This is a genomic window from Candidatus Binataceae bacterium (assembly GCA_035500095.1).
In the GTDB taxonomy this organism is placed as follows: Bacteria; Desulfobacterota; Binatia; order Binatales; family Binataceae; genus JAKAVN01.
Genome location: DATJXN010000090.1, coordinates 16,314 through 35,744 on the forward strand (window position 1 = coordinate 16,314; position 19,431 = coordinate 35,744).

Consider the following 19,431-nt stretch of genomic DNA (forward strand, 5'->3'; position numbering starts at 1 on the left):
CACACTGCAGAGATCTGATCCGCTCGGGGATATTCGTCGAAGCATCCCGCACACTGGCGCTGCAAGATCGCGCAGATGCTGTCGTGCCCGCGCCACAGCGATGTGTCGCTTTTTTGACCGCTTGCTGCGCCGCACAACCATCATCAGCAAATTTTTTTTCAAATTTTCGCAGTTCTGAGCATTTTTAACTTTATGTGCGCGTACAATTCAGCGAATTCGCCGCGCCATCTATGCGGCCTTAGCTGATGATGCTAGACAGGCAATAACAGCCTCTGCGCCGCGCAGATATGCTGTCAGCCGCGTGCGAGACTGCGATAGGCGCTGCCAAGGGAGCGCCGGTGCCGGATCCGGTGAGTGAGAACCTTTCCCGGCTCATTAGAAGAATCTCCGGCGTGTCGCGGGTGTTTGCAGGGTTGGGGGGATGATATGGCTCGAGATAGTGACCGGCCGTTGTTCGGACGACAGAGCAAGGTAATGACCGTGGAGGAGGTTTCAGAGTATCTGCACGTTCATCCCTCCACCATCTACCGGCTAATCAAACGGCGTAAGATTCCAGCCTTTCGGATCGGCAGCGACTGGCGCTTCAATATCGAGACCATCGACAAATGGCGGTCGCAGATGGAAGGCGGCGTTCCCGAAACACCCAAGAGCAAAACTTAGCGCGCCAGACTTGCGCGCGCTTGTAACCGAGCATCCCGGGTGTGGCACCCGCAGCTCTGGCAGGCGCCTGCGCGCGATGCGCGCGTCTTAGCGGTCTGTTGGCGATCGCAGCGTCGGCCGCACTATGATGCGAATGCTATGGGCAAGCTTCCGCTTTCGCGCTTCAAGGTCATCGACCTAACTCGCGCCCGCTCTGGACCTACGGCGGTGCGCCAGCTCGCCGACTGGGGCGCCGACGTCCTGAAAATCGAGACGCCCGATAACGACGCCACCGAAGTCGGCTCGCGTGCGGGTCCGGATTTCCAGAATCTCCATCGCAACAAGCGAAGCCTGACACTCAACCTCAAGCATCCCGAGGCGCTCGAAATCCTCCAACGGCTGGCGGCCAGCGCCGACGTGCTGGTCGAAAACTATCGCCCCGATGTGAAACGCCGCCTCGGCATCGATTACGAGAAGATGCGGGCGATCAATCCGCGCCTGGTCTACGCGAGCATCTCAGGTTTCGGCCAGGACGGACCCTACGCCGATCGTCCGGGTCTCGACCAGATTGCGCAGGGGATGGGCGGTTTGATGTCGATAACCGGCCTGCCCGGCCAGGGTCCGGTCCGCGTGGGGATCGCGGTCGCCGATCTCACCGCAGGGATCTTTTGCGCGATGGGCATTCTGCTCGCGCTGCTCGAACGGGAAGAATCGGGCGAAGGACAGTGGGTGCAAACCTCCCTGCTGGCGGCGCAGGTGGCGATGCTGGATTTCCAGGCGGCGCGCTGGCTGCTTGGCAAAGAGGTGCCGGAACAGGCCGGCAACAATCATCCGACCTCGATTCCGACCGGCGTCTTCGCCACCGCCGACGGATACATCAATATCGCCGCTTCCGGCCATGAACTGTTCGCGCGCCTGTGCAAGGCGCTCGGCGCGGAGCAACTCGCCGCCGATCCGGCGTACTCGAGCGGAAAGGCGCGCCTTGGCAACCGCGACCGGCTCAACGCCGCGATCGAGGCGATCACGCGCACCCGCCCGTCGGCCGAATGGGTCGAGGTTCTCAACCGCGCCGGCGTTCCGTGCGGCCCAATCTACCGTATCGACCAGGTCTTCGCCGATCCGCAGGTGCGCCATCTCGGTATCGCACGCGCGATCGAGAACGCCGCACATGGACGCCAGGTGCTGGTCGGCCAGGCGGTGAATCTCAGCCGCACCCCGTGGGAGGTGCGGACGCCGACGCCCGAGAAGGGCGAGCATACCGACGCGGTGTTGGGCACGCTTGGATACGACGCCGCGGCAATCGCCGGACTGCGCGCGCGCGGCGCGATCTGAAAGCAGGACGATGGAGCCCAAACCGCGAGCCTCGATGCGCTCCCTCTTGCCCGCGCCGACGGCGTTGGTTAGCCTGCACCCCGTCTTGAGAATTCATCGCTTCACAATTGCGGCAGGCGTGATGGCGCTGGTTATCGCAGCGGTCTCGGCGGCGGTTTCGCCTGCGGACAGCATTGCCGACGACGCGAGCGCAAAGATCAATATCAACGTCGCGTGCCATTGCTCTGACCCCGTCGGAGAGAAGTTCTGCGCGGACTTCAAGGACAAGATCAAAAAGTCGGTCGGCTATCAGCTGGCCGACGGCAGCGGCGGCTACGGAATGGGCGTTCATCTTTCATGCGTTGATATGTGGAAGGGTATCGACAGCAAGCTCGCCGGCCGCATGTCCGCGGTGGCGCTGACCTTCACGATCTATTCCGACAAGCTGCCGGGCGAAGTGTTCGAGGACGCCTCCGTGTTCAGGGTCGGCAAGGACAAGGTGCCCGAAATGTCCGACCAGGTTGTCGCCGCCCTGGGGCAGCTCGCGAGCGCAAACTCGGCCTTCTTCGAGAGCATGCGTGCGGGCGCGCAGGGATCGGCGCCCGATTCCACTCCTTCGCCCTAAGCGGCGCGCGCTCCCGAGTCAGGCAGGAGTATACCGCCGATGGCAATCACGGTATGTCCGGTGACGGAGAGTTTCGCCGCCGAGATCGGCGACATCGATTTGTCGCGACCGCTCGATTCCGCCGACCTTGCGGCGATCAAGCAGGCGTTCTGGGATTACGGGGTGCTGATATTTCCGGATCAGGAACTCACCGACGAGCAGCACCTGGATTTCTCCCGCCACTTCGGACCGCTGGAGACCACTATCGCGGCCTTGAACCCGGGCGCGAGACTGCGCGTCTCGGACAAGCTCGCCGACGTTTCGAACCTCAACTCGCGGAGCGCAATCTGGGGCGAGAAAAGCCGGACGCGCATGCTGCAGCTGGCCAATCGTCTGTGGCATACCGACAGCTCGTTCAAGTATCTGCCGGCGCGCGCCTCGCTCCTCTATGCGCGCACGATTCCGCCCCTCGGCGGGCGCACCGAGTTCGCCGACCTGCGCGCCGCTTACGACGCGCTCGACGACGGCCTTAAGCGCCGGCTCGAAGGCTTGGTCGCCGAACACGCGCTTGCCTTTTCGCGCGCGCGCATCGGTTTCACCGCCTTCACCGAGGCCGAGCGCAACAACCTGCCGCCGGTGCCCCAGGTGATGTCGCGGACGATTCCGGAAAACGGCAGAAAGACGCTTTATGTCGCGTCACACATCGGCCATATCGCCGGGATGCCCGACGTTGAGGCGCGCGCGCTGGTCGATCGGCTGATCGCGCACGCCACCCAGCGCCAGTTCGTATACAGCCATCGATGGCGCGTGCACGACCTCGTGATGTGGGACGATCGCTGCACGATGCATCGCGGCACCGACTTCGACGATCTGCGCTGGCCGCGCGACGTCCGCCGCGCCACCGTCAACGACGTCGCCAACACCTGCGAGCAAGAGGGCATCGCGGTCGCGCCCCCTGCACCGGGCGCGGCGGCAAACGCCGAAGACTACTAACCTTCGAAGACTACTAACCCTGGAAGACTTGTAAAACCTGATAGACAGCGCGGCGAGCGCGCGCTGCGCCCGGCGCTAATTCCTTTTCTCAGGCGCGAAAAAAGCGATCGTGCGCGCCTCGATACTCTCGCGCGGCGCGGCGTCGGGGGGAGAGGTCGGATCGTCGAAGGCGGTATGCGCGGTCCAGCGCGCACGCCCGTCGGCGGCGGAATCGTAACATTTCAGCAGCAGCGCTTCATCGCGCAGCATCCGCGGAAAATAGAACCATCGATGCTCCGGATTGAAGGAGACCGAGTAAACCTCGCCCGTGCGATCGCGGTACTTGAGATCGGTCGGAACGAAGTCGGCAAGGCGCATGCTCTGCGCGTCGCATACCGCAAGCGGCGCTTCTTCAACGGGGCCGCGAATCGGCCGCCATACGTTGATGAACGTGAAGCGGTTCTTGAGCAGCGTCTCGGCCTCGGCGCCCAGCAGATCGCGCACGCGTTGCGGTCCGGATTTAAGCGTGTAGTCGTTGTGTGCGAAGCGAACCGGCTCGCGCGCGCCGTTGCGCCCCTCTTTCGCCATCGGCCCGCAGCGCACGTTGTGATCGAAAACCACCACCCGCACCGCTCCCGTCGCCTGCTTCACCAGGCGCTCAACTTCGGGATAGTAGATAGCGCGGACCTCGGCCTCGTCGTAGAAGTTGGTGACCGCGGTCGGGTGATGAACCAGCGCGAAGCCCTGGCCGTCCAGGGTCAGCCGCTCGTCAACGGCGCGGCCGTTCAGAATCGTCATCGTGTGCTTGATGTTGTGGTAGGTCCGCTGCGGCGCGCCGTCTTCGGTCTTGTACATGTAGGTGACCGGCTTTTCGGCGCTCTCGGCGAGGTAGTTCAGCGCGGCCTCGACACTGCCAACAACCTCGCCGCTATGGGTGCTTTCATTCATTGTCCGGGTCCTGCCTTCTGCGTCCGTGCCGACGGACTGCTATGACTTCTCAGATGCTGGAGCAATTTCCGTGCTTGTGAGAATAGTCAAGAAAAACGGGAATTTCTAATGGCGGCGTTTCCCGAAATGCGAGAAAAAGGCACCTGCGCGGAAATATTCGCAAAACGCCGAATCAGCCCGGTTGGATTCGCTCAAGCGCGGCCCGTAATCGCGCGACGGTTCGCGCCTTGCCGAGCACCGCTATAACCTCGTAAATTCCCGGACTGACCGTACCGCCGGTCAGCGCGACGCGCACGGGCTGCGCGAGCTGGCCAAGCTTCATCTCGAACCGCCCGAGCACCCGCTCGAACGCCGCCTGCACCGCCGCCTCGTCGAAGTCGCCGGAGATCGATTCGATTTCGTGCGCGAGCGCTTCCAGCGGCCGCGCGGTCTCGGGCTTGAGGAATTTGGCGGCGGCCTTGGGATCGATTTCAATCGCGCCGCGCAGATAGAACTTCGCGAATTCGACCAGCTCGACCAGCGTCTTGGCCCGCTCGCGAAGCGTCGCGATCATCTTTTCGAGCCAGGCCTGGTCGCCGGGAATATCCGCATAGCCGGCGCGTTTGATGAATGGGATGACCTCGCGCGCTAGCTGGGGCAACGGCCGCTCCTTCATGTAGTGAAAGTTCAACCACAGAAGTTTCTCGGCGTTAAATATGCCGGCCGATTTGCCGCAGGCCTCGAAGCCGAAATAATCAACCAGCTCCTTTTTGGAAAAGACCTCCTGGTCGCCGTGCGACCATCCGAGCCGTGCCAGGTAGTTCAACAAGGCTTCGGGAAAGTAGCCGGCGTCGCGATAGGCAAAGACCGACGTCGCGCCGTGGCGCTTGGAGAGCTTCTGCCCGTCGGGCCCCATCACCATCGGCAGATGCGCGTATTCGGGCGGCTTGAGCCCGAGCGCGTAGAAAATCTGCATCTGGCGCGGCGTGTTGGGAAGATGGTCGTCGCCGCGGACGACGTGGGTGATGCCGAAGTCGGCGTCGTCGAGCACGGTGGCGAAATTGTAGGTCGGCACGCCGTCGGAGCGGAAGATGATCAGGTCGTCGAGTTCCGCGTTATCGAACACGGCGCGGCCCTTGACGTGGTCTTCGACCACGGTCTGGCCGGTGCGCGGCGACCGGAAGCGAATCGTGTAATTGCGCCCGGCGCGCTTGTCGGGAAGCTCGAGGTCCGGCGAGAACGGCAGGTCGCGGCACTTGCCGTCGTAGCCGGGCTTGCGATGCTCGCGTTCGGCCTGCTTGCGCTTCGCCTCCAGTTCCTCGGCGGTGCAATGGCAGGGATAGGCCTTTTTCTCGCGCAGCAACTGAAGCGCGCCCTCGCGATAGCGGTCGAAGCGGCTTGACTGGAAATAGCTGCGATCGGGCGGTCCCTTATCCCACTCCATCCCGAGCCATCGCAGGCTTTCAAGAATCTCGGCGAGCGACTCCTCGGTCGAGCGCTCCTGGTCGGTGTCGTCGATGCGGAGGATGAACTCGCCGCCGCTGTGGCGCGCATACAGGTAGGCGAACAATCCCGAGCGCACGTTGCCGATATGCAGCGCGCCGGTCGGGCTCGGCGCGTAGCGGGTACGTACGGTCACGCGTGTGCTACTCCCATTCGATGGTCGCGGGCGGCTTGGAGGTGATGTCATAGACGACGCGGTTGACGCCGCGCGCCTCGTTGGTGATGCGGTTGGAGAGATGCGCGAGCACCCCCGGATCGATCCGCGCCCAGTCCGCGGTCATCCCGTCTGACGACTCGACCGCGCGAATCGCGATCACGCTCTCGTAGCTGCGCCCGTCGCCCATCACGCCCACGGTCTTGAGCGGCAGCAACACCGCAAACGCCTGCCAGAGCCGCGCGCCTAACCCGGCCGCCGCGATCTCCTCCATCACGATCAGGTCGGCGCGGCGCAATAGCTCCACGCGCTCGCGCGTCACCTCGCCCACGATCCGCACCGCCAGGCCCGGGCCCGGGAACGGCTCGCGATCGACGACGTCGGCACCAAGGCCCAGTTCGCGGCCGACCGCGCGCGCTTCGTCCTTGAACAGCTCGCGCAGCGGCTCGACCAGCTCCAGGCGCATCCGCTCCGGCAATCCGCCGACGTTGTGATGCGACTTGATCACGGCCGAGGGGCCCTTGAACGAGACTGACTCGATCACGTCCGGATAGAGCGTTCCCTGGCCGAGGAATTTCGCGCCGCCAAGCCGCTCGGCCTCCTTTTCGAAAACTTCGATAAAGGTGTGGCCGATGATGCGCCGCTTCTGCTCGGGGTCGAGCACGCCGGCGAGGCGCTTGAAAAAAAGCTCGGAGGCATCCACCACGCTGAGCGAGATTCCCAGTTGCCCGGCGAACACCGTCTCCATCCGCTCGCGCTCGCCCGCGCGCAGGAGGCCGGTGTCCACGAAGACGCACTTGAGGCGGTCGCCGATCGCGCGATGGATGAGCACGGCGGCGACCGACGAATCGACCCCGCCCGAGAGCCCCATCAGCACGCGACCGTCGCCGCCGACGCGGGCGCGAATCTCGCCGAGCTTGGTCTCGACGAAAGCGGCCGGCGTCCAATCGCCCGCCTCGCCGCAAATCCGGTGCACGAAGTTACCGAGCACCCGGATCCCGCACGGCGTGTGGGCGACCTCGGGATGGAACTGGATGCCGCGGAGCAGACCGTCGTGCGAGCGCACCGCCGCATACGGCGAATTGCCGCTGTGCGCGATCGCTTCGAGCGCGGACGGAATTTCTTCGACGCGGTCGCCGTGGCTCATCCATACCGGGAATTCGCGGTCGGCGAGCCCCTCGAACAATTCATCGCGACGGTCGATTATGAGCTCGGCCGGACCGTACTCGCGCTTGCCGGCGCCCGCGCTATGCGCGCCCAGATGCTGCGCGATCACGTAGAGCCCGTAGCAAATTCCCAGCACCGGGCATCCGATGCGCAACACCTCGGGCGCGATATCCGGCGCGTCGGCCTCGTAGAGGCTCGCCGGGCCGCCGGAGAGGATGATTCCGCGCGGATGCATCGCGCGAATCTTTTCGATCGCAAGATTGTAGGGATGAATCTCGCAATAGACCTTGGCCTCGCGCACGCGGCGAGCGATTAGCTGCGTGTACTGGCTGCCGAAATCCAGGATCAGGATCACTAAAGCCGACCTTGCGTATAGCTACTATATCCGACCCGTTTGACGCGGCGAAATGCGGCCGGCGCGCACCTTTCCACAACGCCGGCGCCGCTTCGCTCGGCGCGGGCCGCCACCCCGCTCGTCCGCACGCTCATCGCTTCGCCCTGGGCCCCTTGGCGGATGTCTTGGCGGATGTTTTGACTGATTTCTTGGCTGGGATTTTTGCTGACGTCTTGGCGAGCGGCTTAGGAGGCGATTCCTTGTGCCGCACGGCGCCGCTTGCGCGCGCCTCGGCCCACGTGCGGCCGGTGCGGCGGAAGCTCATCAAAAGAGGCGTACCGACGAGTCTCAGCGCCGCGCGAAATCGGGTCGCGAGAAAACGCAGGTAGTGCGCCGGAATATCGCCTTCGACGTTGGCGAAGAACGCGAGACGCGGCGGCGAGTGGCCGACCTGAGTGACGTACATCAGCCGAAGCCGCCGCCGCTCGATCATCGGGGGATCCATCGCGGCCGTGGCCTCGGCCAGGATGCGGTTGAGATTCGCAGTCTGGAAGGTCGCGCGCCATGAATCGGCGGCCCTCATCGCCGCCGGGATGATCTTATCCACGCCGTCGCCGGTCAGTGCCGACGTGAACAGCATCTCGGCAAACCCCAGGAACGGCACCTGCGCCTCCGCATCGCGCACGAAGGCCGCGACCCGCCGTCCCGCCTTCGCGGCAAGGTCCCACTTGTTGCACACCACGACCAGGGCGCGGCCCTCGCTTTCGACCAGGTGAGCTAGGCGCGCGTCCTGGTCGGTGACGCCCTCGGTCGAATCGATCACCAGGACCAGCACCTCGGCGCGGCGAATCGTCTCGATCGCGCGGCCGACCGAGAAATGCTCGAGTTCGCCTTCCACCCTTGCAGGGCGGCGGATTCCTGCGGTGTCGATCAGAAGCACGTCGCGGTCCGCGGCGCGCAGGCGCAGGTCAACCGGATCCCTCGTGGTGCCGGGCGTATCGTCCACGATCGCGCGCTCGAAACCGGCGAGACGATTGAGCAGCGACGATTTGCCGACGTTGGGACGGCCAATGAACGCAAGGCGCAGATCGGGCGGCGCCGGCGGCGCGGCCTCGGCGGCGGGCAACCGTTCGACGATCTCGTCGAGCAAGTCCTCGATCCCGCGTCCGTGAGCAGCCGAGATGAGCAGCATCGGCGAGATTCCGAGCGCATGATACTCGGCGGCCGCCGCTTCCACCCCCGCGCGGTCCATCTTATTCACCGCCGCGACCATCGGCCGTCCGGTCGCCCGAATCAGCTCGACGGCTTCGCGATCGCCGGGGCCGAGACCGCCTCGCCCGTCGAGCATGAAGACCACGACGTCGGCCAGCGCGACCGCGCGCAAGGCATCTTGTGCGACCCGCTTGCCCATCCGTTCGCGGCCGCCCAATTCGAGTCCGCCGCTGTCGATGATGAAGAAACTGCGTCCGCGATGCTCGGCCTGGCCGAGGTTGAGGTCGCGCGTGGTGCCGGCGACCGGACTTACGATCGCGCGGCGGCCGCGGGCGATCCGGTTGAACAGGGTCGATTTGCCGGCGTTGGCGCGGCCGACCAGGACCACGACCGGCGCGCCCCTGAGCAGCGCGCCCAGCGCGTCCGCGGGGCCGGCGGCGTTCGCGACCGGTTTCATCATCGAATCCCGGCTCCGCCTAGAGCCCCAGCTCCGCGATCTTGCGCGGGCTGCGCGTCCAATCCTTTTCGACCTTGACCAGGAGCTGCAGGAAGACGCGCGCGCCCAGCATCTTTTCCAGTTCCAGGCGCGCCGCGGTGCCGATTTGCTTGAGCTGCCGCCCGCCTGCCCCAATCAGCATCCCCTTATGCGCCTCGCGCGCGACGACGATTACCGCGTCGATCCTGAGCAGCCGGCGATCGCTTTCCTCGACGAAATTCTCCACCACCACGGCGGTCGAAAACGGCACCTCCTCGCGCATCGCGAGGAACACTTTCTCGCGCACGACCTCGGCGGCGATCGTCCGCTCGGTCTGGTCGGTGTATTCGTCTTCGGGCATCAGCGCCGGACCCTCGGGCAGCATCCGCTTGACGACCGCGACCAGTTCTTCGACGTTGCCGCCCTTAAGAGCGCTCACGGGAACGATCTCGGCCTCGGGCGCCTCGCGCCCGCATTGCTCGAGCGCGGCGAACAAGCCGGCGCGGCTCACGCGATCGATCTTGTTGACCGCGACAACCCGCGGCGCCTTTATCTCGCGCAATTCGGCGAGAAAGGCGCGGTCGCCCTCGCCAAGCGGAGCGGCCGCCTCGACCACGCCGAGAACGACCTCGCCCTCGCCGAGGCATCGGCGCGCGATTTCGATCATGTGCTGGTCGAGCGCGCTTCGCGGACGATGCAATCCCGGGGTATCTACGAAGATTAACTGCGCGTCGGGGTCGGAGCGGATACCGAGGATGCGGCGGCGCGTGGTCTGCGGGCGCGGCGTGACGATCGCGACCTTGTGCCCGACCATCCGGTTGAGCAGCGTCGATTTGCCGACGTTGGTGCGCCCGCCGAGCGTGACGAAGCCTGCGCGATGTGGTTCAGCGACGCTCACGTTTTTCGCTCTCGATGCGGTCGAGCGCGGCGCGCGCCGCGGCTTGCTCGCTCTGCTTTTTGCTGCCGCCCTCGCCCACGCCAAGATCGCGGCCGGCGATTCGGATTCGCGTGGTGAACATCTTGGCGTGATCGGGGCCGCGCGACGACACCAGTTCGTAAACCGGCTGGCTGCGAAAGCGGCGGTAGGCGATTTCCTGCAATTCGGTCTTGTAGTCGCGTTCGGTTGAAGGACCGCCGATGTCGCCCGCGAAGAGCCCCTCGATCACCGTCCGCGCCGGCCCAAGCCCGCTGTCGGTGTAGATCGCGCCGATCACCGCCTCGAACGACGCCGCGAGTATCGAGATCTTTTCGCGTCCGCCGCTTTTCTCCTCGCCCTTGCCCAGCCTTAGCGCCCGGCCGATACCGATTTCCTGCGCTTTGGCCGCAAGGGTGCGGCCGTTGACGATCGAGGCGCGCTCCTTGGAGAGCACGCCTTCCTTGGCCTCGGGCAACCGGCGCATCAGCAGGTCCGCGATCGCGAGGTCGAGCACCGCGTCGCCCAGAAACTCCAGCCGCTCATAGTGTGGCTCGGGACCGACCGCGGCGCTCGGATGGGTGAGTGCGGTCCGCAGCAGCTCGGGACGCACGAAAGTGTAGTTGAACCGCCGTTCCAGGTCTGCGCGGTCTTCCTCAGCGCGCGGTGGCGGCGCAGGCTCCGGGCCCGGTTTGGGGCCGAGCCACCTGCCCGACAAGGGCAACGCCTTCAATATGCGATGCCACCACCTCAACTTCGTCGTTCCCAAGAGCTTCGCGACCCTCCACCAGCACGCGGATATAATTGCGGCTGTAGCCTCTCAGCCTACCGTCCGCGCCCCGTTCTTCAAGCAGCACTTTAAGTTTCGATCCATCAAACCGTTCGATGAAGCGCCGCCGCTTGTCCTCGCCGAGCGCGCGCAGGATTTCCGCGCGGCGCTTTATGTCGCCTGGCGCGACCCTGCCCTGCAGCTTGGCGGCCGTGGTCCCCGCCCTCACGGAGTACGGGAAGACGTGGAAGTAGGCAAGCGGAAGCGCTTCGATAAATTTGAAGTAATTGTCGAAATCTGCGGCGGTCTCGCCGGGAAAGCCCGCGATAAGGTCTGTGCCGACCGCAGCAGATGGCATCAGCTCGAGCACGCGTTCGATCCGGTTCCTGAAGTGCGCGACGTCGTAGCGTCGGCGCATCCGGACCAGCGTCGCATCGGTGCCGGCCTGGAGCGGCAGGTGCAGATGCGGGCAGAACTTGTCGCTGGCGGCCATGATTTCCAGGATTCGGTCGCTCAGTTCTTCGGGGTCGAGCGAGCTTATCCGCACCCGGCCTATCGGCGAGCGCTCGGCGACCATCTCGAGCAGCGCCTCCAGGCTGACCGGCGGATCGAGGTCGCGGCCATAGCCGCCGAGGTGAACTCCGGTCAGGATCACTTCGCGAAAGCCCGAGGCTGCGAGCCGATCGATCGCGTCGAAGATGCGCCGCGGCTCCACGCTGCGCGAAGTTCCGCGCGAGGTCGGCACGATACAGAAGCTGCAGAACTGGTCGCATCCCTCCTGCAGCTTGAGGAACGCGCGCGTGCGGCCCTCCAGCGCAACCGCTCCAAGCTCGATCGGCGCGCGCTCCTTGCGCAGGTTCGCAACCATCACGCGGTCCGCGGCTTCGCCGAGCACCGCGCGTTCCAGGTCTTCGGGACGGCCGAGTCCGACCACCGCGTCGATCGCGGGCGAGCCTGCCAGCACCGCGGGGTTTGCCTGCGCAAGGCATCCGGTCATCACCACGCGCGCATCAGGATTGAGCCGGCGCGCGCGCCGCGCGAGCTTTAAGCTCTCGGTATCGGCGCGATCGGTCACCGTGCAGGTGTTCACGATATAGATGTCGGCGACCTCGTCGAACTCGCATCGCTCCATCCCGCGCGCGCCGAGGCGCGACTCGATTATCGCCGAGTCGTACTGGTTGACCTTGCATCCAAGCGTTGCGATCGCGAAGCGCGCCACGCGCGTTGTTGCGGGAGTGCTCGCCGTCGTCTTCACAATGCGCGCTCGATAAAGCCGCCGCCCAAAACTTCGTCGCCGCGATAGAACACGCACGCCTGTCCGGGCGTCACCGCCGGGCCGCCGCCGCTCTCGAAGGTCACGCGCGCGCGATCGCCCGCCTCGATCGCGAGCGTCGCGGGCAGCGCCGGATGGCGGTAGCGGATGCGCGCCTCGACCGCAATCGCGCCCTCAACGACGCTTTCGGGATCGACAAGGCTGACATCCCGCGCGACCAGGCCCGCCGCCGTGAGACCGTCGCGCGGGCCGACCACGACGTCGCCGCTCTCGGCGCGAATCTCGCGCACGTACAGCGGCTCGGGCGAGCTAAGGCCGAGTCCGCGGCGCTGTCCGACGGTGAAGCGATGAACTCCGCCATGTGCCGCCAGCGTGCACCCCTTTGCGTCGACGATGTTGCCGGGACGAAGACGCTGGCGGGGCGCCGCTCGCTCGACGAAGCGCGCATAGTCGCCGTCGGGCACGAAGCAGATCTCCTGGCTCTCGGGCTTGTCAGCATTGGCGAGGCCAAGCTCGCGCGCCCGCGCGCGCACCTCGGCCTTGGTCATCGCGCCGAGCGGAAAGAGCGTGCGGCTCAGCTCGGTCTGGCCGAGCGTAAACAAGAAGTACGACTGGTCCTTGGTCGCATCGGCAGCGCGCAGCAGGCGGAAGCGGCCGCGCGGGTTGCGCTCGATACGGGCATAATGGCCGGTCGCGACGTAGTCCGCGCCGAGCGCCGCGGCGCGCTCGCTCAGGCGCGCGAACTTGATCTCGCGATTGCACATCACGCACGGATTTGGCGTTCGCCCGTCGAGGTACTCGGACACGAAATTGTCGATCACGCGGGCGCCGAACTCTGCACGCAGATCTACCACGTAAAACGGAAAGTCCATCCGCTCGGCGACGCGGCGCGCATCCTCGAAATCCTCGTGCGAACAACACGTCCCGCGCCGCCGCGCGGCCGGAGCCGGAGCTTCCGCAGCAAGACGCATCGCCACCCCGACCACGTCGTAGCCGCGCTCACGCAGGATCGCTGCGGCAACCGAGCTATCCACGCCGCCCGACATCGCGACCAGCACTCGCGCGCTCATCGCATCGCCTCGGTAGCGGCATTCGGCCGCGTCGAGACCGCGCTGGCCAGCGGCTCGGCGGCGCGAACCCGCCGCCATACGCGGGCGATTATCTCCGCCGCGCGATCGATCTCGTCCGCGGTCGTGCTCCATCCAATGCTTAGCCTTAGCGAACTGCGCGCTTCGTCGCGTCCGAGCCCCATCGCGAGCAGGACGTGCGAAGGCTCGACCGCACCCGCCGCGCACGCCGAGCCCATCGAGACCTCCACGCCTTCGAGGTCGAGCGCGATCAGCATGCTTTCGCCGAGTACCTCGGGAAAAGTCAGGTTGAGCGTGTTGCCGAGCTTGTGATCGGAAGCGCCATTAAGACGCAGGCCGGGAATCGACGCGTCGAGGCGCGCGAGCATCAGTTCCGCCAGCCTCGCAACCCGCGCGGATTCTTCGTCCCGATGTGCTCCGGCCGCCTCGGCAGCGATACCGAAAGCGATCGCGCCGAGCAGGTTCGGCGTCCCCGCGCGCATCCCGGCTTCCTGCGGTCCGCCCATCATCAAAGGCGCGAGCGCCAATCCAGAGCGGACGTAGAGCGCACCGATTCCCGCCGGCGCCCCAATCTTGTGGCCGCTAATCGTCAGAAGGTCGCAGCGCAAATCGCCGACGCGAATCGGGATGCGCCCCGCGGCCTGCGCGGCGTCGAGGTGAAAAATCGCTCCCGCGCGTGCGATGGGCGGGCCCATCGCGGCCACGTCCTGGATCGTACCCACTTCCGCGTTGGCGAGCCCCAAGGAGACCAGCGCCGTATCGGAATCGAGCGCCGCCTCCACGGCCGCCGGCGCGATTCGCCCGCCGCGATCCGGCGCGAGGCGGATTACCTCGAAGCCCCTGGCGGCGAGATATTCGAGCGGCGCCAGGACGGATGAATGTTCGATCACCGAGGTCACGATCCTGCGCCGCGCCGCCGACGCTTCGGCCGCGCCGCGAATCGCAAGGTTGTTCGACTCGGTCCCGCCGCCGGTAAAGACTATCTCGTGCGCCGCGGCCCCGATAAGCCGTGCAACCCGCTCGCGGGCCTGCTCGAGCGCGCGCCGGGCGTGCTGGCCGCTTCGATGGACCGCGGCCGGATTACCCGCCTCGTCCGCCTCGGCAAAGCGAGCGATCGCGGAGCGCACCTCAGGCCGCAGCGGCGCGCCGGCATTGTAGTCGAGATAAATACGCATACGGGTTTGATAGGCCCAAGGCGAACGAATAACTTAGCCTAGCGGATCGGCCGACAAAAGTCGTCGCAACGCGGACTATCTATGGCCAGGCCTGATGTAATCGTGGTGGGCGCCGGGGTGGTGGGATGCAGCCTCGCGTTCCATCTTGCCCGCAGCGGAGCGCGCGTCACGGTTTTCGAGAAAGGGCGCGAGGTATGCTCCGGGATGTCGGCGCGTTCGGGCGCCCTGCTGCGAATGCACTACACTTTCGCGCCCGAGGCCGAACTCGCATGGAAGAGCCTCAGGTACTTCGCCAATTGGGAAGACATAGTAGGGGGCGACGCGGAGCGGCGCGGATGCGGCTTCGTGAGAACCGGTTTCGCGATCGTGGTCGGGCCGCCTAACGTCGAGAGGTTGCGCGCCAATGTCGCGATGCTCCGCGCGGTCGGCGTCGATACGGCCGCGATCGAGCCAGCCGAATTGCGCAGCATCGAACCGGCGATCAACGTTGACGACGTGGCGCTCGCGGCTTACGAGCCGCAAAGCGGCTATGCCGACCCGGTGGCGGCGACGCGCTCGATGGCTGAGGCGGCCGCGCGGCACGGCGCGGTGTTCAGGACGGGGGCGATGATCAGCGCTATCGACGCGGCCGGCGGCCGTGCACGCGGCGTCGTGGACGCCTCCGGCGCGCGTCACGGGGCCGACGCGGTATGCGTGATGGCCGGTCCGTGGACAGACCGGCTGCTGAAGCCGCTCGGCGCCGCGATTGGAATTCGCGCCGAGCGCGCGCAGATAGCTTTTTTCAAACGCCCGGCATCGCTCAGCCATTGCGGATGTATCGACACGATCTCGGGCAGCTACTTTCGTCCGCAGGGTGACGCCGAGACGTTGATCGGGCTCGGCGACGTCAAGGCGGAATATGAACCCGATCCGGACAGCTTCCGCGAAGACAACGACGCCGACTTCGTCACCGAGGTCGCCGAGCGCCTCACCCATCGCGTGCCGGCGATGGCAGGTGCGGGATATTCGCGCGGCCACGCCGGAATCTACGACGTAAGCCCCGACTCGCGCGCGGTGATAGGCCCCGTTCCCGGAACCGGCAGCCTCTATGTTGCCGCGGGTTTCAGCGGCACCGGCTTCAAGACCGCGCCGGCGGTCGGCGCCGCGATGGCGGAATTGATCATTGACGGGCGCTCCACAACCGTTGACCTGCGTCCGTTCGGGTTCGCGCGCCTGCGCGAGGGACGTCCGATCCGCGGCGAACACGAGTATCTGATGGGCGCCAACTTCGGTCACAAGCTCTGAGGCGCGACGACCGTCGGATGACCCGCGCTCCCAGGAATTGGCCGCTGCGCGCCGCGATAGCTATCGCAGCCTTCCTTGCGGCCCTGCTGGCGAACGGATGCGTGGTCGAGAATCCGCCCCCTCCGCCGCCTCCACCTCCGCCGCCGGCGCTGCCGCAGGGACTGGTGATACAGCCCTCGTCGCTGGCCGAAGACGCGCAGGGAAACCTTTGGTTCACGATCCTTGGGATTCCCAAGACAGGGAGGCTCGGTCACAGTGGTTCGGTAAGCGAATTCAAGCTGCCGCCCGTGAGCTTCGCGGCAAATATCGTCACCGGCGCGGACGGCAATCTCTGGATGGTCGGGATCACGACGTTCGGTACCTCGATCTCCGGCAACATCATCAGGATGACGCCCGACGGGCACTCGACCGTCTATGAATTGCCCGGGAACTGGGTGCCCGAAGGACTCGCCGCCGGGCCTGACGGCAATCTCTGGTTCACCGCATGGGTGGGCGCCAACCCCGACGGCAATGTGGCGATCGGACAGATCACCACTGCGGGCGCCGTCACGATGTTTCCGATGCCCGAACCGGGGACCGGCCCCACGACCATCGCCGGCGGCCCGCAACATAGCCTCTGGTTCACCGAAGCGCCGGTCGCTCGGATCGCCAGGATCGCGCTCGACGGTAAAGCTGTCGAATACCACTTGCCCAAGGGCACGGTGCCGGCGCAAATCACGGCCGGCCCCGACGGTAACATCTGGTTCACGGAAAACTTCAGCAACCGCGTCGCGCGCATGACGCCCGCGGGCCAGGTGACTGAATTCACCCTGCCGGTCAGCGGAAAATACGAAGCGATCGTCTCGGGGCCCGACCGCAACCTGTGGATCGCGGTCAATCGTGCGGGCGCAACGGCCGACTCGGTCAGCGGCGCTATCCTGCGGGTCACGCCGAGCGGCGCGTGCACGGTCTTTCCGCTCCCGAGCGGCGCGAGCGTCTCCGGCCTTATCGCCCGGCGCGACGGCACGCTGGTGTTCAGCGAACGATGGGTAACCGGCGGACCGACCCGAATCGGACAGATTACCGCGGGCGGCCAGATCACGGAGACTTCGCTCCGCCTCAAGCGCTAGCACGCGGCGGCGCGCGCATCGGGCTTCGCGCTTGCGGCTCAGCGATTCTTGAAGAGATCGGGCTCGTCCGTCGCAGCCGTTTCCGCGTCCGGCGCGCTGCGCGAAATTTTAGGATTGAGCTTGTCTTCGAGGCAGTCCTGGCGCTCTTCGAGTTCCTCGATACGCACGCCGATCCGGTTGAGCTTGTCCACCAGACCTTGCATCGCGCGCGCCACCGGGTCGGGCAGATGCACATGGTCGAGGCCCGCGACATCCTGGCGCGTGCTCTCGCCTTCGATAACCTTACCGGGGATGCCGACGATGGTCGAGTACGGCGGCGCCGAGGAAACCACCACCGCGCCCGCGCCGATACGGCTGCCGCGTCCTATGCGCACCGGGCCGATCACCGCGGCGCCGGCGCTGATCATCACCTGGTCCTCGATCGTCGGATGACGCTTCTCTTTCTTGAGGCTCGTGCCGCCGAGCGTAACGCCCTGGTAAATCAGGACGTCGTCGCCGATTTCCGCGGTCTCGCCGACGACCACGCCCATCCCGTGATCGATAAAAAGCCGCCGTCCAATAGTTGCGCCGGGATGGATTTCGATCCCGGTAATCCATCGCGCAAACTCGCTCAGCAGCCGGCCGAGCAGGCAGAGGTCATGCTCCCACAGCCAGTGCGCCGCGCGATACATCCAGATCGCGTGCAGCCCCGGATAAGCCAGCACCACCTCGAGCGTGCTGCGCGCGGCCGGGTCGCGATCGAAGACCGCTTGTATGTCCTCGCGCAGGCGATTGACGACGCCAATGGGCGCGTGGGTCTCGGCGCCGAGGCCATTGGTGGTCGGGAGCGCCATATGATTATGCCCTCCGGCTATGCCCTCGCCGCCGCGCCATTGCGCGGCAAGGCGCGCTCGCGCGGGCGCGTCCCATTGGCCGGCGGATGCTTGACGATGCGCGGCTTGGCCGCACCCTTGTGCAGCTTGTATTCGACCGAATCGACCAGCGCCTGCCAGCTCGCCTCGACCACGTTGCTGGAAAGGCCAACCGTGCCCCAGCGCCGGCGGCCGTCGGTCGATTCGATAAGCACGCGCACGCGCGCGGCAGTGCCCGCGCCGTTGTCGAGCACGCGTACTTTGTAGTCCGCAAGCTGCATCGCTTCGAGCGCCGGGAAATACGGCATCAGCGCGCCGCGCAGCGCCGAATCGAGCGCGTTGACCGGTCCGTTGCCGGTCGCCGAATTGCGCGAGCGCACGCCGTCGGGCCCGTCGATCACCACCACGGCTTCGCTGAACGGCGTATGATCCTCGTGCCACTTGTCGTCGAACACGCGGAAGCTGACGAAGCGGAAATGCTCGCGCGCGAAGCCAAGCGTCCGCAGCATCAGCAGCTCGAACGAGGCGTCTGCGCCGTCGAAAGTGTAGCCCAGCGCCTCGAGCCGCTTGAGCTCGTCGAGCAGTACGCCGATCTTTTCGTTGCTCGGCTCGATGTCGAGACCGAATTCCTTGCTCTTGTAGAGGATGTTGGCGCGGCCGGACAGCTCCGACAGCACCACGTGACGATCGTTGCCGACCGTCGCCGGATCGATGTGTTCGTAAGTGTGAACGCTGCGCTGGATGCCAGAGACGTGCAGTCCCGCCTTGTGCGTAAACGCACTGTGGCCGACGTAGGGCTGGCGCGTATGCGGCGTGATGTTGGCCAGTTCGTAGACCAGCATCGAGACCTCGCGCAGCATTTTGAGCTTGGCCGGCGGCACGCACTGGTAGCCGAGCTTGAGCTGCAGGTCAGGAATGATCGAGACCAGGTTCGCGTTGCCGCAGCGCTCGCCGATGCCGTTGATCGTGCCCTGGACCTGCACGGCGCCGGCGCGCACGCCGGCGACAGCATTGGCTACCGCGACCTCGCAATCGTTGTGCGGATGGATTCCGAGCGGGCATCGCACCGCCTCGCTCGCCGCCTCCACTCCAGCCTCGATCTCGTGCGGCAGACGGCCGCCGTTGGTGTCGCAGAGCGCAATCAGGTCGGCGCCCGCCGAATCGGCCGCGCGCAGACAATCCAGCGCGAACACCGGGTTGGCCGCGATACCGTCGAAGAAATGCTCGGCATCGAAGATGACCTGGTCAACGTGCCGCTTCAGGTACGCGATCGTGTCGTGCAGAATGTCGAGGTTGGCCTGGTTGGAAATCCGAAGCGCCTCTTTGACGTGCAGGTCCCAGGTCTTGCCGACCACGGTCGCGACCGGAGTCTCGGCGCGCAGCAGCAGCGCCAGGTTGCGGTCGGCCGAGGCGCGGATGTTGGCGCGCCGGGTCGAGCCGAAGGCCGCGATTTTGGCGTGGCGCAGATGGAGTTTCTTCACTTCGCGGAAGAACGCCGCGTCGCGATCGTTGGAGCCGGGCCATCCGCCCTCGATGTAGTCGATGCCGAGGTCGTCGAGGCGCTCGGCAATCTCGAGCTTGTCTTCGACCGTGAGCGAAACGTCCTCCGACTGGCACCCGTCACGCAACGTGGTGTCGTACACCTGTATTTTCTTCGCTACCGCCATCTGC

Annotated in this window: 17 protein-coding genes; 6 read left to right on the forward strand and 11 right to left on the reverse strand. The window is 65.8% G+C overall.

The annotated features are described in order from the left end of the window. Positions 1-474 precede the first annotated feature (474 nt). The 4 genes from VMI09_09365 (at position 475) to VMI09_09380 (ending at position 3,547) form a co-directional block, all read left to right on the forward strand. On the forward strand, positions 475-660 hold the full coding sequence (locus VMI09_09365) for a helix-turn-helix domain-containing protein (protein HTQ24893.1): 186 nt from the start codon (positions 475-477) through the stop codon (positions 658-660). Positions 661-798: 138 nt separating this feature from the next. After that, a complete protein-coding gene (locus VMI09_09370; GenBank protein HTQ24894.1) occupies positions 799-1,971 on the forward strand; it encodes a CoA transferase in 1,173 nt (390 codons plus the stop codon). Positions 1,972-2,092: 121 nt separating this feature from the next. After that, positions 2,093-2,575: a hypothetical protein gene (locus tag VMI09_09375; GenBank protein ID HTQ24895.1), complete on the forward strand. Its 483-nt coding sequence runs from the start codon at positions 2,093-2,095 to the stop codon at positions 2,573-2,575. 39 nt (positions 2,576-2,614) lie between these two features. Further along, a complete protein-coding gene (locus tag VMI09_09380) occupies positions 2,615-3,547 on the forward strand; it encodes a TauD/TfdA family dioxygenase (protein ID HTQ24896.1) in 933 nt (310 codons plus the stop codon). A 75-nt stretch (positions 3,548-3,622) separates the two neighbouring features. Here the strand turns inward: VMI09_09380 and VMI09_09385 are convergent, their stop codons facing one another. The 9 genes from VMI09_09385 to VMI09_09425 all read right to left on the reverse strand — a co-directional run bounded on the left by VMI09_09385 (position 3,623) and on the right by VMI09_09425 (position 14,516). Next, positions 3,623-4,474 (reverse strand): CmcJ/NvfI family oxidoreductase, encoded by an 852-nt coding sequence (locus VMI09_09385; GenBank protein ID HTQ24897.1) that lies wholly within the window; start codon positions 4,472-4,474, stop codon positions 3,623-3,625. 172 nt (positions 4,475-4,646) lie between these two features. Continuing rightward, positions 4,647-6,092, reverse strand: coding sequence for a glutamate--tRNA ligase (gltX, locus tag VMI09_09390; protein ID HTQ24898.1), 1,446 nt, complete (start codon positions 6,090-6,092; stop codon positions 4,647-4,649). A 7-nt stretch (positions 6,093-6,099) separates the two neighbouring features. Next, positions 6,100-7,632 carry a glutamine-hydrolyzing GMP synthase gene (gene guaA, locus VMI09_09395; GenBank protein HTQ24899.1) on the reverse strand — a complete coding sequence of 511 codons (1,533 nt, stop codon included), beginning with the start codon at positions 7,630-7,632 and terminating at the stop codon, positions 6,100-6,102. A gap of 130 nt (positions 7,633-7,762) precedes the next feature. After that, positions 7,763-9,283: a ribosome biogenesis GTPase Der gene (der, locus tag VMI09_09400; protein HTQ24900.1), complete on the reverse strand. Its 1,521-nt coding sequence runs from the start codon at positions 9,281-9,283 to the stop codon at positions 7,763-7,765. A 16-nt stretch (positions 9,284-9,299) separates the two neighbouring features. Then, positions 9,300-10,196, reverse strand: a complete 897-nt coding sequence (era, locus tag VMI09_09405) for a GTPase Era (GenBank protein ID HTQ24901.1) — start codon at positions 10,194-10,196, stop codon at positions 9,300-9,302. After that, complete coding sequence (rnc, locus tag VMI09_09410) at positions 10,183-10,929, reverse strand: ribonuclease III (protein ID HTQ24902.1); 747 nt, start codon at positions 10,927-10,929, stop codon at positions 10,183-10,185. The genes era and rnc overlap by 14 nt, the downstream gene beginning before the upstream one ends. Beyond that, on the reverse strand, positions 10,868-12,235 hold the full coding sequence (mtaB, locus tag VMI09_09415) for a tRNA (N(6)-L-threonylcarbamoyladenosine(37)-C(2))-methylthiotransferase MtaB (protein HTQ24903.1): 1,368 nt from the start codon (positions 12,233-12,235) through the stop codon (positions 10,868-10,870). Before mtaB ends, rnc begins: the two co-directional genes overlap by 62 nt. After that, positions 12,232-13,323 carry a tRNA 2-thiouridine(34) synthase MnmA gene (gene mnmA / locus VMI09_09420; protein ID HTQ24904.1) on the reverse strand — a complete coding sequence of 364 codons (1,092 nt, stop codon included), beginning with the start codon at positions 13,321-13,323 and terminating at the stop codon, positions 12,232-12,234. Before mnmA ends, mtaB begins: the two co-directional genes overlap by 4 nt. Continuing rightward, a complete protein-coding gene (locus VMI09_09425) occupies positions 13,320-14,516 on the reverse strand; it encodes a cysteine desulfurase family protein (protein ID HTQ24905.1) in 1,197 nt (398 codons plus the stop codon). The genes mnmA and VMI09_09425 overlap by 4 nt, the downstream gene beginning before the upstream one ends. 81 nt (positions 14,517-14,597) lie before the next feature. Between VMI09_09425 and VMI09_09430 the strand changes: the two genes are divergently transcribed. Both VMI09_09430 and VMI09_09435 read left to right on the forward strand, forming a co-directional pair. Continuing rightward, positions 14,598-15,800: an FAD-binding oxidoreductase gene (locus VMI09_09430; protein HTQ24906.1), complete on the forward strand. Its 1,203-nt coding sequence runs from the start codon at positions 14,598-14,600 to the stop codon at positions 15,798-15,800. A 17-nt stretch (positions 15,801-15,817) separates the two neighbouring features. Continuing rightward, positions 15,818-16,909 (forward strand): hypothetical protein, encoded by a 1,092-nt coding sequence (locus tag VMI09_09435; protein ID HTQ24907.1) that lies wholly within the window; start codon positions 15,818-15,820, stop codon positions 16,907-16,909. A gap of 38 nt (positions 16,910-16,947) precedes the next feature. Here the strand turns inward: VMI09_09435 and epsC are convergent, their stop codons facing one another. Together epsC and cimA are read right to left on the reverse strand one after the other, a co-directional pair. Next, positions 16,948-17,742, reverse strand: coding sequence for a serine O-acetyltransferase EpsC (gene epsC, locus VMI09_09440; protein HTQ24908.1), 795 nt, complete (start codon positions 17,740-17,742; stop codon positions 16,948-16,950). Between the two features lie 17 nt (positions 17,743-17,759). Then, positions 17,760-19,427, reverse strand: coding sequence for a citramalate synthase (cimA, locus tag VMI09_09445; GenBank protein ID HTQ24909.1), 1,668 nt, complete (start codon positions 19,425-19,427; stop codon positions 17,760-17,762). Positions 19,428-19,431 lie beyond the last annotated feature (4 nt).